At 57.5% G+C, this 14,322-nt stretch carries 12 protein-coding genes; 4 read left to right on the top strand and 8 right to left on the bottom strand.

The annotated features are described in order from the left end of the window. Nucleotides 1-31 precede the first annotated feature (31 nt). A complete protein-coding gene (locus tag ACG9DO_RS05020; RefSeq protein ID WP_394730626.1) occupies nt 32-424 on the bottom strand; it encodes a DUF302 domain-containing protein in 393 nt (130 codons plus the stop codon). 158 nt (nt 425-582) lie between these two features. Here ACG9DO_RS05020 and ACG9DO_RS05015 point away from each other — a divergent pair, with 158 nt between their 5' ends. The 3 genes from ACG9DO_RS05015 to ACG9DO_RS05005 all read left to right on the top strand — a co-directional run bounded on the left by ACG9DO_RS05015 (nt 583) and on the right by ACG9DO_RS05005 (nt 2,577). Then, nucleotides 583-1,287: a VIT family protein gene (locus tag ACG9DO_RS05015; RefSeq protein WP_394730625.1), complete on the top strand. Its 705-nt coding sequence runs from the start codon at nt 583-585 to the stop codon at nt 1,285-1,287. Nucleotides 1,288-1,438: 151 nt separating this feature from the next. Further along, the gene (locus tag ACG9DO_RS05010) at nt 1,439-2,065 is read left to right on the top strand and encodes a cytochrome b/b6 domain-containing protein (RefSeq protein WP_394730624.1); all 627 of its coding nucleotides are present in this window, start codon (nt 1,439-1,441) and stop codon (nt 2,063-2,065) included. Further along, a complete protein-coding gene (locus tag ACG9DO_RS05005; protein WP_394730623.1) occupies nt 2,062-2,577 on the top strand; it encodes a helix-turn-helix transcriptional regulator in 516 nt (171 codons plus the stop codon). The genes ACG9DO_RS05010 and ACG9DO_RS05005 overlap by 4 nt, the downstream gene beginning before the upstream one ends. Nucleotides 2,578-2,679: 102 nt before the next feature. Here the strand turns inward: ACG9DO_RS05005 and ACG9DO_RS05000 are convergent, their stop codons facing one another. Both ACG9DO_RS05000 and ACG9DO_RS04995 read right to left on the bottom strand, forming a co-directional pair. Beyond that, nucleotides 2,680-2,904 (bottom strand): hypothetical protein, encoded by a 225-nt coding sequence (locus tag ACG9DO_RS05000; protein WP_394727030.1) that lies wholly within the window; start codon nt 2,902-2,904, stop codon nt 2,680-2,682. Nucleotides 2,905-3,348: 444 nt separating this feature from the next. After that, entirely contained in the window at nt 3,349-3,669 is a 321-nt protein-coding gene (locus ACG9DO_RS04995) for a UrcA family protein (protein ID WP_394730622.1), read from the bottom strand. A 178-nt stretch (nt 3,670-3,847) separates the two neighbouring features. Between ACG9DO_RS04995 and ACG9DO_RS04990 the strand changes: the two genes are divergently transcribed. Beyond that, nucleotides 3,848-5,413, top strand: coding sequence for a winged helix-turn-helix domain-containing tetratricopeptide repeat protein (locus ACG9DO_RS04990; RefSeq protein WP_394730621.1), 1,566 nt, complete (start codon nt 3,848-3,850; stop codon nt 5,411-5,413). 116 nt (nt 5,414-5,529) lie between these two features. Here ACG9DO_RS04990 and ACG9DO_RS04985 read toward each other — a convergent pair whose 3' ends face one another. The 5 genes from ACG9DO_RS04985 to ACG9DO_RS04965 form a co-directional block, all read right to left on the bottom strand. Beyond that, entirely contained in the window at nt 5,530-6,024 is a 495-nt protein-coding gene (locus ACG9DO_RS04985; protein ID WP_394730620.1) for a GFA family protein, read from the bottom strand. Then, nucleotides 6,021-6,770 carry a methyltransferase family protein gene (locus ACG9DO_RS04980; protein ID WP_394730619.1) on the bottom strand — a complete coding sequence of 250 codons (750 nt, stop codon included), beginning with the start codon at nt 6,768-6,770 and terminating at the stop codon, nt 6,021-6,023. Before ACG9DO_RS04980 ends, ACG9DO_RS04985 begins: the two co-directional genes overlap by 4 nt. A gap of 229 nt (nt 6,771-6,999) precedes the next feature. Beyond that, on the bottom strand, nt 7,000-10,548 hold the full coding sequence (gene putA, locus ACG9DO_RS04975) for a bifunctional proline dehydrogenase/L-glutamate gamma-semialdehyde dehydrogenase PutA (RefSeq protein ID WP_394730618.1): 3,549 nt from the start codon (nt 10,546-10,548) through the stop codon (nt 7,000-7,002). 94 nt (nt 10,549-10,642) lie between these two features. Then, nucleotides 10,643-12,289, bottom strand: a complete 1,647-nt coding sequence (locus ACG9DO_RS04970) for a hydantoinase B/oxoprolinase family protein (RefSeq protein WP_394730617.1) — start codon at nt 12,287-12,289, stop codon at nt 10,643-10,645. Beyond that, nucleotides 12,286-14,304: a hydantoinase/oxoprolinase family protein gene (locus ACG9DO_RS04965; protein WP_394730616.1), complete on the bottom strand. Its 2,019-nt coding sequence runs from the start codon at nt 14,302-14,304 to the stop codon at nt 12,286-12,288. The genes ACG9DO_RS04970 and ACG9DO_RS04965 overlap by 4 nt, the downstream gene beginning before the upstream one ends. Nucleotides 14,305-14,322 lie beyond the last annotated feature (18 nt).

Here is a 14,322-nt window from a genome sequence, read left to right as displayed (position 1 = left end):
CCCATCTTTTTGGTCACTTGGTGATAGAAATTTATGCCTTCAGCGTTTCTATGACCCGAGCAAGTTTGGATCTTACTTTGCCTGCAGCTTGGCTAAGATCGGCGGAGTCGATCGCCTGCATGGACGCGACGGGGTCAACCGCCGCAACCTCGGTATGCTGAGGGTCGACTTGTTGAACGACAACGTTGCAGGGAAGCATCGTCCCCACCTTGTCCTCAATCTGAAGTGCTTCATACGCCAGTTTTGGGTTGCAAGCCCCCAAGATTATATATGGTCGAAAGTCGATGCCAATTTTCGACTTAAACGCGGCCTGCATGTCGATCCGGGAGATTACACCGAATCCTTCTGCTTGTAGCGCTGCTTCGGCCTGTCGCATCGCTTCGTCGAATGATAATGGCAAAGTCGCCGCCATATAATAAGCCATTGGCTTCCTCCATTTATCGGCTGAGAGCGAAAGATGAACGCACATGCAGCCCGAATTAGGATAGCACACTGATCAAAGAGCTGAGAACCAAAAGCATAATCGCCAAGCCGCTCTGAAAGCGCTAGATTTATTGGGGAGATACTGCGGGAGCCTAGCTGATGAGCCGACTACATAGACATGTTGAGACACATGCATCCTCTCGCATAGGATGGCTTCGCGCCGCCGTGATGGGAGCCAATGATGGGATAGTTTCCACTGCCAGTCTAATTGTTGGTGTTGCAGCAGCCGATGGAGACCGCAGCAGTGTTCTTATAGCAGGGATGGCAGCTTTGATCGCAGGCGCTATGTCGATGGCAGCTGGAGAATATGTGTCTGTCAGCTCGCAATCCGACACTGAGAAAGCCGATCTTGATCGGGAACGCAGGGAACTAGCGGAACAGCCGGATTTTGAACTTAAAGAGCTAGCAGGAATATATGAAGAGCGAGGCGTTGAGCCCGAAACCGCTCTCGCAGTTGCCAAGCAAATGATTGAGCGCGACGCTTTAGCAGCGCATGCGCGCGATGAACTGGGGATCTCCGAAATTACAGCAGCGAAGCCTTTACAGGCGGCGTTTGCATCAGCGCTAACTTTCACCGTCGGAGCAGCACCCCCGCTACTCGTCGTACCTTTTACGCCTACGAACTTACTGATCCCAGTTGTTGCGATAATTTCGATTGTCTGCCTCGCTATCTTGGGGGCTTTGGGCGCGAAAGCTGGAGGTGCGCCTCTGGGACCAGCGATCTGGCGGGTAAGTCTATGGGGCGCCATCGCAATGGCGATGACGGCCGCGGTTGGCCAAGCATTTGGCGCAGTTGTTGGCTGAGCAGCCAGAGCGGAATTGATGGGAAGCCGAATGCAGTTTCAATCGAAATCATAAGCGCACGCTTAAACGCGCTCATTAAGCAGCAGTCCAATAGACACTTGCTCGATACAGCACCAGCTTATCTCATCGCCTTGCCGAGCGGAGATAAGAGATGGAACAGCAATACATTGGAAATAGTCGATGGGATCCGATCGTGAAAATCACGCATTGGGGGATCGTCGGCGTTGTAATCTGGAACGCCCTCATAGTGGGAGAAGGATCAATCGCTCATATTTATGCGGGCTATTTCCTGGCTGCATTGGTCGCTCTCAGGATCTTTTGGGGATTTGTTGGGCCTGCTTCAGCGCGCTTTACGTCATTTCCACCAAGTCCTCGCCGGGCAATGGCTCACATTGGCGACATTCTCGCTAACAAGAAGGAGAAGCATATTTCTCACAACCCACTGGGTGCTCTTATGGCCTATGCCGTCTGGGCTTGCCTTGGCGTTATCATAGCCAGCGGCATCGCAATGGCTGGACCGCCGCCAACAGTCGAATATCCGGTAAGCCTTCGAGAGATTGTGCGGGAAAGCGAGCATGAGTCCGTTGGGCACTATGAAGAGAGGTATGAAGAACGCGATTCCGAAGAAGACGAAGCTGAGGAAGTATTTGAGGAAGTGCACGAGGCTGCGGTAAATTTCCTTTACCTGCTCATATTCCTGCATATCGTTGGCGTAGCGTTTGAAACGATGCGCAGTGGCAATCGGACAGTCACTTCCATGCTACCGAGAGGCAAGTGAGCAAGAAGGTAATCCAAGACACGCCTCGTAGCGACCGTCACATTATGATGGTCGCTGCTATCGTGGTCGTTCAGGCGGTAGCGGCGATTTTCTTCCTCGCCGATGCTGTCGTGGACGTTTCATCGGGAGAATTGGGTCTTCACATCATCAGCGAAGTCATCATCGCCTTCGCTTTGATTGCAGGTGTCGTACTTGGTGCATGGCAAGCGAAGCGAATGATCGAGCAGGCGCGACGTGATGCTGAAACCCTACTCGTTGCGCGCGGCGCTGTTGCAGACCTTATAGGTGTACGGTTTCAACAGTGGAGATTGAGCGAAGCCGAAGCAGAGGTTGCGCTGTTTGCCCTGAAAGGTTGCGAGGTTGAGGAAATAGCGAAATTGCGCAATGTCACCGAAGGCACTGTAAGGGCACAGCTTACTTCGGTTTACTCGAAGTCTGGAGTGTCCTCGCGTCATGGATTGCTTGGTCTATTCTTCGAAGACCTTATCGAAGAAGGCATAAATAAGGGCTGACCGCAATTGGGTCGTTAGCAGACTGCCGGCTTTTCTCGTTTCGCTCGACGGCGAAGCGGTCTGTCCACTACCAGGCAGACTACTCGGGCTCACTTAATGGGACTATTTCAGAAGGCTTCGAACGAACGCGACAATGCCGGACACGACAACCGCAAAGAGTAATGCGATGCCGACCTTTCCAAACATGTTGTCATAGAAGCTTTCCGGTCTTCTGAACTGTAAGGCCAAGTCTGGAGACTGCGTCACAAAGACCATGAATATCGCAACGCCGACAAGAAGCGTTAGCATAATTGGCCCTAACGGCCCCTTGATCTTGTCCTTCGCCACTGACTTCTCCCGAACTGGAGGTCTCAAATTACCATAAAGAAGCAGAATGTCTGCAATTGGGTCGTTAGCTGACCAGCCGCTATCAGCTCGTCGAGGGGCAAAGCGGCCAGTCGGCTATCAGGATGCCGCCTGGAGCCAATTACCGGCAGCTAATGGGGTGGAAAGCGGACATCCAGCATAGCCAGTTTGCCGTCCCTCTCTGGGCCGATAGCGAAATGTTCTGTTTCGGCTACGAGATTTGGAATAGCGGGCCATAGGCAGTCGAGCTTCCAGCCGGCATTTGCGAGCGCAATGCTCGTCCCGGTGTCAACGGCCGTGACCGACGTAGTCTTGCTTTTATTCAGACTCATTGAAGGGCTGATCTCAAGTAGAGATCAGCCCTTCATGAATGAGCGACCGCGAGAATTGCCTCCCTGCATAGAGAGCTATGAGCCCCTATCCATGCTAGCTTGCGTGAAGCAATCCGGAGGCAACCGCAAGCTGAACGAACCGCCTGTCATTGAGTTGCTGGTTGATCTTGGTGATCAGTTCATGCCGAAGTTCCTGCCGGCACTCGCGGACGAGGCGATGCGGCATGATCGCCGAAGCGGGACACGCGACGTTGCTGGTCACACGAATGCGCTTGAGCACGCGCTTAGTACCTGCTTCGGTTGCGAACTCACTCGCTTCCGCAGAGAATTCGATCACGGAATCAGCGGCACTGACCGGGGTCGAAAGCAGCATTGCGGCAGCAAGAGCTGCAAAGGTGGTGGTCTTGTAATTCATCTCGGTATCCTTTCATTTGGGTGGGCGTTGAAGGTGCCTCACAAGAAAGGTTTTTACCGGTGGTCGTGACGGCTTGCTTGTCGACCTGGTGGAGGAAATCCAGATAATTCCTGTTTTCCGCCCGAGCATGACCAACTCGTAGTTTCTTTGACAGGCGATCGTGCCATAAGTCACAGACATGATCGTTCAGGTTGGCAATCTTGAAATCGATACCGCACGGCGTGAAGTGCGGGAGGAAGGCTCGGCGCGGCCGATACAGCCTCAGGTCTTCGACCTTGTGGAGCTCCTCGTTCGCAATTCCGACCGCGTTATCTCCAAAGACGAAATCATCGACAAGATCTGGGATGGCCGGATCATCTCGGAGGCCGCTCTGAGCAGCTGTATCCGATTGGCGCGGCAGGCGCTCAATGACGACGGGACGCAGCAGCGCGTGATCAAGACCTTGCATGGCGTTGGGTTTCGGTTTGTTGCCGATCACGAGGTCTTGCACGACAAGAGCTCCGCCATCGTCGCCGATGCTGGCGATAATCCGCCGCAGCCAAACTCCGCCGAGAATGGTGGCCAGCCGAGTATTGCCATCCTGCCCTTCCAGCTCATTGGTTTGGACCCTGCACAATCTCCGATTGCAGAGGCGCTTCCAGCAGAGCTGATCACGACACTTTCGCGCCTGCGCTGGCTCAAGGTTCTGGCGCGGGGTTCGACCTTCCAGCTGCGGTCCAGCGCTGAAGACCCGGATCAGCTGCTAAAGAGCATCGGCGCGACATACGCAGTCCATGGCATGGTCGAGGTGCGGGGACGAAATGTCTCGGCGACGGTCGCGCTCAGCGATGTCCGCTCAAGCGCAATAGTTTGGTCGGAACAGTTTGGTGGCCATGTCGATGGGCTCTTTGAAATGCGCGAAGAGATAGCCCGCACCCTGGTCAATTCGATAGAGCTGAGAATTCCGCAAATAGAAGCCGACCGACTGAGGCTTACTCCTACCGAGAACCTCGATGCCTGGGAGAGATTCCACTTGGGCATGCGTCACATGTATCGCTATAGCGGCGCTGACAATGGACTGGCACAGCATCAGCTCTTTGCCGCATTAGAGCACGACCCGGGCTTCGCCAGGGCTCATGCAGCGCTCTCATACACAGAGTTCCAGAACCATTTCCAACTATTCGGCGACGACCCGAATTACCACAAGTCGCTTGCTGTGAAGCATGCTGAGATGGCAGTCGAACTCGACCCGCTAGATCCATTTTGCGCTCTGATGCTGAGCCGGGCAAAATGGCTCCAGGGCGATGTCGAGGAAGGCCTGTCCTGGATTGAGCGGTCGCTACATCTCAACCCCAACTCGGCCTTTGGACTCTATAACCATGCGCTGCTGAATACCGTGCTATGCGACGGCCAAACCGCAGCAGAGAAGGTTGAGAACGCGATCTCGCATAGCCCGATCGATCCGCATCTCCAATCGATGCTCGGCACCCGGGCCATGGCAGCCTACATTAGCGATGACATGCCGGCGGCGCAGAAGTTCGCAGAAAAATCAATGCGATCGCCAAACGCGCATCTCTACGTTTTCGCGATTGCTGCTGTGATCTATTCTCATTCGGGAGAGCACGAGAAGGCAGCGATGGCGCTCCAGCAAGTTCGGAACCGCAGCAAGACATTCGGCAGTCGTGAGTTCCTCGAACACTATGACTTGCGTGACCCCGAACGAAATTCCTCACTCAGAAAAACCTTGGACAAGCTCGGATTGTAGCACAGCAGGTGGGCAAATGTTCGACGGTCGAGACAAACCCGCAGATAATTTGCGAGGTCATTCCGACCGCCGATTTCCCTGGTTGCGCGGGTGAGCGAAAATCAGGCTTTCAATTCCTACGGATGCGCGCCGGTATATGCTTGCCACCAGCGCAGGCTGCGTTGCGCCCCGAAAAGTTCGGCGATGTCTTCTCCGGTATAGATGCCTCGAAAAATCGGCACACGCCCCTCGAGCGAAAGCCAGTCAGGCTTTGATGCGGCAAAGATGTGAACATCGGGCGGGAAGTCGGTAGGCTTCTCCATCGCGCCGACCCGAACGAAACAAGCGCGATCTCCGAAAGAGGCGTAATGCCCCCAGACGGGCGTTCGGCATTGTTTGCAGCGAACAATCCTCTGAGCCTTTCCGGACTGAGTCGGTGTTTCGACCGTTTCGACCTCGCCTGCGACAAGCTTGACAGCCTGCGGTTCCACCAGAGCGTTGTGAGCAAATGCTGCCCCTGTTTCTCGCTGGCAATATGAACAATGGCAGGCATGGATGGCGAACGGTTGCTGCGCAACTTCGAAGCGCACAGACCCACAGCCGCATTGTCCCTTGGCATTCTTGACGCTCATTTCTGCGCTACCTTCCGTCCTGTGGGGATCAGCATTGGAGTCGTCTTGCGGTAATCTTCATATTCCTCGCCTAGATCCGCGACGAGCGACTTTTCCTCGTGGCGCGTGCCAAGCAGGATGTAAGCACTCATCACGAGATTGAAGGTCAGACGTCCTACCGTCAGCGTCGGCACCGACCACAGCGCGATCAGGACGCCGGTCATCATAGGATGACGGACAAGCTTGTAGAACAGTGGTGTGACGAACCTTACCCCAGCTGCGATATCGCGACCGCCACCCGTGAATGCTTGCTGGAGGCCGAACAGATGGAAATGGTTGATCAGGAAGGTCGAGATCAATGTGATTACCCAACCGACAAGGTAGGCCACCGTCAGCACGGAGCCCAGTGCAGACCCACTGACATCCCAGAGAACGCCGGGCAGCGGCGACCAAAGAGCCATCATGCCGAATGTGAAAAGCCCAACGAAGAGGACATAGGTGCTGCGCTCAAGATGGGCGGAGACAATCCTGGTCCAGGCCCTCTTGAACCTGGGATCGGCCATCACCGAATGTTGCAGGCTCCAAACTGTGACCAGCCCAAGATTTGCGACAATTGCAGTCGTCCCTTCGAACTGGGGCGACAAAGGTGATGGGGCATTGATCGTCCAGGGCAGATAGATATCGCCCACGAAAAGGATCAACCCGGCGAGAGACGCAACTCCGAAAAGATAGCACCCCAAGCTGTACGAGATGTCGATTAGCTTCATAAAATCCTCCTATGGAGTGAGGACTTGAAATTGCGCCTCACGCACCGAGGATTATAAAATCTGCGGGTAGCCCGCTTGGCGAGAACCTAGATAATTCCTGTTTTCTCGAGTTCTCTTGCGGCACTTGAGCTGAAGTGCTTCCACACTGCCTTGGGCAGTAAAGGGATGACGTAAGCTGGGTCGTTAGCGGACCGTCGGTAATTGGCTTAAATGCCGCCGCTTGAGTCCACTATGCTACCGCCATAAGGCTCGCATTACCTCCCGCTGCGGTAGTGTCGATCGAAGTGGAAACCTCCTCTAGCATCCAGTCAGTCCGATAGGGCCTGCCATTTCCACCGAGTTGGACTATCGGGATAGGACCGTTCTTTGCGGCAATCGCAGCGAGGATTGCGGTGACGTCGCCGCAGGTTTCCTCAATTAAGACATGTGCGAAAGGCGGCTCTGCCTGCCAATCCTGGACCCACTCGATCCGGGCGAAGACATCGGGACCGAGCTGATCAGCCAGAGCGCGGGCACTACGGGGCAGCACGGGCGTATTGCCTGTGCGATTAACCGCGGCAAGCTGCGCATCAAGCCCGGCCAGGCTTGCCGAAAGGAGCAGCACCCGTCCACGCGGATGAACCATGTAGAGGTTGCGCTCTCCGACGGGGCCGGGAAGCTCGACCGGCTGGCCGAGCGGCGGTGCAAGCGTTGCTGCCACCTTCACCATCCGTCCAAGGTAAAGCGGCCCGCCAGCCTTGGGGCCCGTACCCGACAGCCCGCGACCGCCAAAGGGCTGAACCCCGACGATCGCTCCGATCACATTGCGATTGACGTAGATATTGCCGACCGGCGCCTGGGCGGTCACCGATGCGACGGTCTCGTCGATCCGGCTGTGAATGCCGAATGTCAGGCCATAGCCGGTCGCCTTGATCTGGCGCAGCACTTCGGGAAGGTCGCGCCGGTCGTAGCGCAGGACATGCAACACCGGCCCGAACACCTCGCGGCCAAGCTGGTCGATTGTATCGATGGTGATGATGGTCGGCGCAACAAAAGTCCCGTGCCGGGTTTCCTCGCCAAGCTCCAGCTGCTCGACCGCGTGACCTTTCGCGCGCATGGCTTCAATATGCGCATTGATTGTGCGCTGCGCATCCTCGCTGATCACAGGGCCGACATCGGTACGCAGTTCGTCGGTCGAACCGACCCGTAGTTCGGCGAGAGCGCCGCGCAACATCGCGAGCAAGTCATCCGCGATATCCTCCTGCACGCACAGGATCCGCAGCGCCGAGCAGCGCTGGCCCGCACTGTCGAAGGCGCTGGCGATGACGTCCCGGACCACTTGCTCAGGCAGAGCGGAGCTGTCGACCACCATCGCATTCTGCCCGCCGGTCTCCGCGATGAGCGGGATCGGCGATCCATCGGCAAGCGTTCGCTTTGCGAGCTGGCGCTGGATCAGCTTGGCAACTTCGGTCGAGCCGGTGAATATCACGCCGCAAGTTTCCGGCGCAGCCACCAGCGTGGCGCCGATTTCGCCCGCGCCTGTGACGAGCTGGAGCACATCTTCGGGAACGCCCGCTTCGTGCAGGATGGCGATCGCTTGTGACGCGATCAGCGGGGTTTCTTCCGCCGGCTTGGCGAGTACGGGGTTGCCTGCGACAAGTGCTGCGGCAACTTGACCGGTGAAGATCGCCAGAGGGAAATTCCACGGACTGATGCAGACCATCGGCCCAAGGGCTTGCGCACCAGATAGACCCTCGCACGCTTCCTTCGCGTAATAGCGCAGAAAATCGACCGCTTCGCGCACTTCAGCGATAGCATTGGGGGCGGACTTGCCTGCCTCGCGCATGATGAGCCCAAGCAGTTCCTCCATCCGGCTCTCGAGCAAATCGGCGGCTCGTTCAAGGCAATGTGCGCGATCTTCGACCGGCGTCACGGCCCATGCGGAGAATGCCTCCGCCGCATTTCTCGCCGCCAGTTGCGCATCGCGCGGCAGAGCATTTTCCGCTGTCCCCACCACGTCGCGATGATCGGCAGGGTTGATTACATCGTCGGCCTTTCGGGTGGCCTGAAGGCCCAGGATGAGCGGTGCAGCACACCATTCGGCTCGCACGCTTTGCACCAGCGCCTCGGACAACCGGGCGAGCACGCTCTCGTCCGTCAGGTCGAGGCCGCGCGAATTCGTGCGGGCCGGATAAAGCTCGCACGGGAGCTTGATCAGCGGGTGGGTCGAGCCGACTGGCTCGATCGCCTCGGCCTCCGCGACGGGATCGCGCGCGAGTTCCTCGACCGCGACCTGCTCATCCCAGATCCGGTTGACGAACGACGAGTTTGCCCCATTCTCCAGTAGCCGCCGTACCAGGTAGGCAAGCAGAGTCTCATGTGTTCCGACCGGCGCGTAGATCCGGCAAGGCCGATCGAGCTTCTGCTTGCCCACCACTTCTTCGTACAAGGCCTCGCCCATACCGTGGAGGCATTGGAACTCGTAATCGCCCAGCGCGAATTCGGACCCTGCCATGTGATAGATCGTAGCTAGCGTCTGGGCGTTGTGTGTTGCGAACTGCGGGAAGACATGTTCTCGGGCGGCGAGCAACTTCTTCGCACAGGCAATGTAGCTAACGTCGGTATGGACCTTGCGCGTGAACACCGGAAAGCCCGGCAGGCCTTCCACTTGCGCGCGCTTGATCTCGCTGTCCCAATACGCGCCCTTTACCAGCCGCACCATGATGCGGTGGCCACTGCGCTGCGCGAGATCGACAATCCAGTCGATAACGAAAGGGCAGCGCTTGCCATAGGCCTGGACGACGAAGCCGAGCCCGTTCCATCCGGCAAGCTGAGGATCTAGTGCCAGTGCCTCAAGGATATCGAGCGAAATCTCCAGCCGGTCGGCTTCCTCGGCATCGATGTTCAGACCGATATCATAGGCCTTGGATAACACGGCAAGCTCACGCACCCTTGGGAGCAATTCGTTCATCACACGGCCCGCCTGCGCACGGGCATAACGCGGGTGCAGTGCGCTGAGCTTGATCGAAATGCCCGGCCCGGAATAGATGCCGCGCCCCTTTGCAGCTTCGCCGATCGCATGGATCGCGCGCTCGTAATCCGCATAGTAGCGTTCTGCGTCGCGCATGGTCATCGCCGCTTCGCCGAGCATGTCATAGCTATAGGCAAAGCCCTTGGTTTCCTGTTCACGCGCGCGTTTCAACGCTTCCTGGATTGTCTCGCCGGTAACGAACTGTTCGCCCATCATCTCCATCGCCAAGTGGACTCCTGAGCGAATCACAGGCTCGCCCGCCCGGCGGATGAGGCCAGTCAGTGATGCCCCCAGACTGTCTTCCTGGACCGGGCTCACCAGCTTGCCCGAGATCACCAGGCCCCAGCTTGCTGCGTTGACGAAGATCGAGCGGTCGCCGCCCAAATGGCTGCGCCAGTCGCCGCCAGCGATCTTGTCACGGATCAGAGCGTCGCGCGTCGCATTGTCCGGCACACGCAGCAGCGCTTCTGCAAGGCACATCAGTGCGACGCCTTCCTCGCTGGATAGCGAAAACTCCGCCACCAGTTCCTCGACGCCGCCGCGCTGCCCCTTTTGCCTTAGGCGGGAAACAAGATTCCGCGCCATGGCGGAAATTGCCGCCCGCTGCTCATCGCTGACCCTCCCCGCCTCGATAAGCGGCTTTACCGCCTCATCCTCCGACCGACGATAGGCCGAGGTAATCGCGAGGCGAAGCGGCGTTGGTTCGCTGATCGGCGGGGCGAAGTTCGCGAACGGCTGGCAAGGACAGATCTCAGACATGATTCCCATTACGTTGTTCACAACGCGTCACAGCTCACCGGAGCGCATTGTCGGCGATCGCTCCAGCCTCTAACAAGCGGCAATTCAAGTGTAGGTGGTAGTTCTAACTTACGAAGGCGTTTTCGCGGTCGCGCTGACGGCGTTCTGCGCTGCGCTTAGCCGGATCGCCGAAGCCGCCTCCGCCGCCCGTCGCAACCTTTACGACAGTGCCCGCCTTTAGCGCCAGGGCGTTGGTCTTGAGCAAATCATCCCTTGCAGTGCCATCGGGTGCAATGATTTCCACCTTGGGACCCAACCCTTCTGCCCCACCAGACAGGCCCCAGGGCCGCGTAACGGAACGCTCGAACCAGAGCGAAAGGGTCGTGTCCCCGTCAAGATGGTACTCGCGGTAGCTTCCATTACCGCCTCGGAATTCTCCCTCGCCGCCGCTATCCTTCCTGATCCCGTATTTGGAGATCCGCATTGGATAGCGATGCTCGAACACTTCGATCGGGTAATCACGAAAGCTGCCGTTAACGTTGTTGATTAGGCAATCCTGACCGTCCCCACCGTTCCACGCGCCCCATCCGCCGCAATTGGCCTCGACGGCGACAAAAAAGGCGCCGTCGTTGCGCGCGTCATTGCCGCTGAAGATCGTCACCATCGAATCACCGTAGTGGGCTGCAGCGGCACGTTCAGGCAAGGCCGGGGAAAGCGCCTTGACCACCATGTCGATTAGCATGCCGAGTGAAGAGAAGTACCACGAACACGCTGCCGGCTCCTGCGCATGAAAGATGCTGCCTTCCGGTGCGATAACCTTCAAAGCGTTGAAGGTGCCGCCATCGACTGGGCGTTCGGGATTGATCAGCAACTTGAATGCGACCCGCAGGGCTGAAACTGTCTGGGTATAGCCGCAATTGACCCCGCCGACTGTTTGTTTGGCCGATCCTGTAAGGTCCATCTCCATTATCTCGCCCGAAACGCGGACGGTCAGTTTGACCGGCACGGGCTCATTTGAAATCCCGTCATTGTCGAGCGCGCCTTCCGCGGTGTATTCACCGTCGGGGATGGCAGCGATTGCTTGCCGTTCAAGCTCGGAAGATTGCGCGAAGATATCGTCACGCGCCGCCTTTACCGTCTCATAGCCAAACCGCTCGATCAGACCTCTCATGCGCATCTCACCAGTGCGGCCGGCAGCGATCTGGGCATGGAGATCCCCGATCAGCGCATCGCCAAACCGGCTGTTCGCTTTCATGAAATTGAGGATGTCTTGCTGTGCTTCACCACGGCGATAGACCTTGGTCGGCGGCCAGCGCATCCCCTCCTGGTAAATCTCCGAGGCATCGGTGGGTGAGCCAGCATCCTTTGCGCCGACATCCAGCCAGTGGGCACGCGACGTTGCGAAACCGATCCGCTCGCCTCCGTGAAAGATCGGCATGATAACTGTTATATCGTTGAGGTGGGTGCCGGCAATGTATGAGTCATTGAGAAGAATTACATCTCCCTCCTCATAATAATCCCAACCCTTCATCTCAGCGATGATCTGGACACACAGCGAGAGATTACCGAGAAACAGCGGTAAGCCGAGAGATTGCCCCAGGACATCGCCGTTCTCATCGAGCAGACCGACTGCGCAATCCTTGCCTTCGTAGATGATCGGCGTGAATGCGCTGCGGATCAATGAGGCGTTCATATCCTCAGCGATCGCATTGAAGGCATTGCGAATGATCTCGGTCGTAACCGGGTTGGTGTGTTGGCCATTGCTGGTCATGCGCTTTCTCCTGCCGAAACGAGCATGTTGCCGAATGTGTCGATCGAAATTGTATAGCCCGGAGGAACCACGGTCGTGGCACTCTCTTCCTCAACAATAGCTGGGCTGGAAATCGGGTTGCCCGGCGTAAGTCGAGCGCGCTTGACAATAGGTGTCCGGTGGGTCTCCCCGTCAAAAATGACGTCGCGGGTGCCCACTTGCGGTTCGCCAGCTTCAGGCTTGAAAGCGGTTGCCCCCCCATGCTCAAAACTGCCTGTAGCAGCGAGGCGAAGGCTGATGATCTCGGTTTCAGAATCAGGCTGCGAATGGCCGTAGCGGCGCTCGTAAAGAGCATGGAACCGTTTGAGGATTCCGGCAACATCATCGCCTTGCTCGATCGGAACGTTGATAGAATATTCCTGCCCCTGATAGCGCAGGTCCACAGAGCGTGCGAATGCCATTGCACCTTGTGCAACGTTCTCTTCCAGCAACTTCTCGCGGCCTTGCCGCTCAAGCTCTGCAAACGATGTGTCAAGCTCCTGGTTGTCGAGCGTGCTCATCAGGCCGATATGGCTCGCCATAAGGTCATGGCGAATATCGCTTTGCAGCATACCCCAGGCGGAGAACGTCCCCGGGAACCGTGGGATCAGGATTTGCGCCATGTCGAGTTCCCGGGCGAGTTCGACGGCGTGCATTGGCCCCGCGCCGCCGAATGCAACCAAAGTGAACTCGCGCGGGTCAATGCCTTGCCCGACAGTAATCGTCCGCATCGCATCCGCCATCTTGGCATTGCTGATGGCAAGGATCCCTTCCGCAAGCTCCCGGTCCGTGAGGCCGATCCTTGCGCCAAGCTCAGTCATCGCCTTACACGTCGCTTCGCTGTCGAGCTTCATCTTGCCATCAAGCAGGGAATCGTCGCCCAATCGTCCGAGGAAGAGGTTCGCATCCGTGACCGTCGGCTCAGTGCCACCGCGCGAATAGCTGACCGGGCCGGGATAAGAGCCAGCGCTTTGGGGGCCAACCCGCAGCCCGCCGGCTTCGACCCAGGCAATCGAACCACCGCCAGCTCCCACGGTATCAATGCTGACGATCGACATCAGCAGCGGGAGGCCTTCAAGTACCGTTTCCGATGTCATCTCTGGCTGGCCATCAATCACCAGGCTGAGGTCAAACGACGTCCCGCCCATGTCGACGCAAAGCAGGTTCTTGAGGCCCGTGCGCTTGGCCAGCTCACAGCCCCCGATACTGCCCCCAACAGGCCCCGACATCAGCGTAGCAATCGGCCGTTCCTTGGCAAGGCGGTCAGTCATCACCCCTCCGCTTGATCCCATGACGTGGACGGTCTTTTGCATTCCCGACTCGGCCAGTTCGGCCTTGAGCGTGTTGAGATAAAGCTCGACCACTGGCGCGACATAGGCGTCCATGACAGTCGAAGACGCACGTTCAACTTCGCGCCATTCAGGTGCGACCTGATGCGAGAGCGACACCGAAATATTGGGAAGCGCAGCCTTAAGTATCTCTCGAGCACGCAACTCGTGGGCCGGATTGGTGTAGGCATGGAGGAAACACACTGCGATCGCTTCGAACCCTTCGGTGCGCGCTTTCTCAATGATCGGCTCGAAATCCTCCTCGGCCATTTCTGTGATGATAGAGCCGTCCCATGCGAGCCGCTCGCTCACTTCGTGGACATTGCGGCGCGGCACCAATTGTTCCGGTTTGCGATAGTGCAGTTTGTAGAGCTCCTCACGATGGCCGCGGGCGATGGTGTAAGTGTCGCTCACCCCTCCGGTCATGACGAGCATGGTCTTGGCCCCGCGGCGTTCGAGGAAGGCGTTTAGGCCAACCGTGGTCCCATGGACAAAGAAGTCTATCTCCGAAGGATCGCCGACAAGCTGACCGATACCCTGCAACACGCCCAGTGCCGGATTCTCCTTTGTCGTCGGCACTTTCCCGATGCGAACGTCACCTTTGTCGTCTTCCACGACTATATCGGTGAATGTCCCGCCAATATCTGCTGAAACCTTGAATTTAGACATCGATACAATCCCACTCAG

It is taken from the genome of Altererythrobacter sp. GH1-8 (assembly GCF_043702085.1).
GTDB lineage: Bacteria > Pseudomonadota > Alphaproteobacteria > Sphingomonadales > Sphingomonadaceae > Erythrobacter.
This window is presented reverse-complemented; position numbering and strand designations above follow the sequence as displayed.

Bases quoted from the DNA above. Each gene is read 5' to 3' on its own strand.
- ACG9DO_RS05020 (WP_394730626.1), bottom strand. From the start codon at position 424: ATGGCTTATTATATGGCGGCGACTTTGCCATTATCATTCGACGAAGCG.
- ACG9DO_RS05015 (WP_394730625.1), top strand. From the start codon at position 583: ATGAGCCGACTACATAGACATGTTGAGACACATGCATCCTCTCGCATA.
- ACG9DO_RS05010 (WP_394730624.1), top strand. From the start codon at position 1,439: ATGGAACAGCAATACATTGGAAATAGTCGATGGGATCCGATCGTGAAA.
- ACG9DO_RS04995 (WP_394730622.1), bottom strand. From the start codon at position 3,669: ATGAATTACAAGACCACCACCTTTGCAGCTCTTGCTGCCGCAATGCTG.
- ACG9DO_RS04990 (WP_394730621.1), top strand. From the start codon at position 3,848: ATGATCGTTCAGGTTGGCAATCTTGAAATCGATACCGCACGGCGTGAA.
- ACG9DO_RS04985 (WP_394730620.1), bottom strand. From the start codon at position 6,024: ATGAGCGTCAAGAATGCCAAGGGACAATGCGGCTGTGGGTCTGTGCGC.
- ACG9DO_RS04980 (WP_394730619.1), bottom strand. From the start codon at position 6,770: ATGAAGCTAATCGACATCTCGTACAGCTTGGGGTGCTATCTTTTCGGA.
- putA (WP_394730618.1), bottom strand. From the start codon at position 10,548: ATGGGAATCATGTCTGAGATCTGTCCTTGCCAGCCGTTCGCGAACTTC.
- ACG9DO_RS04970 (WP_394730617.1), bottom strand. From the start codon at position 12,289: ATGACCAGCAATGGCCAACACACCAACCCGGTTACGACCGAGATCATT.
- ACG9DO_RS04965 (WP_394730616.1), bottom strand. From the start codon at position 14,304: ATGTCTAAATTCAAGGTTTCAGCAGATATTGGCGGGACATTCACCGAT.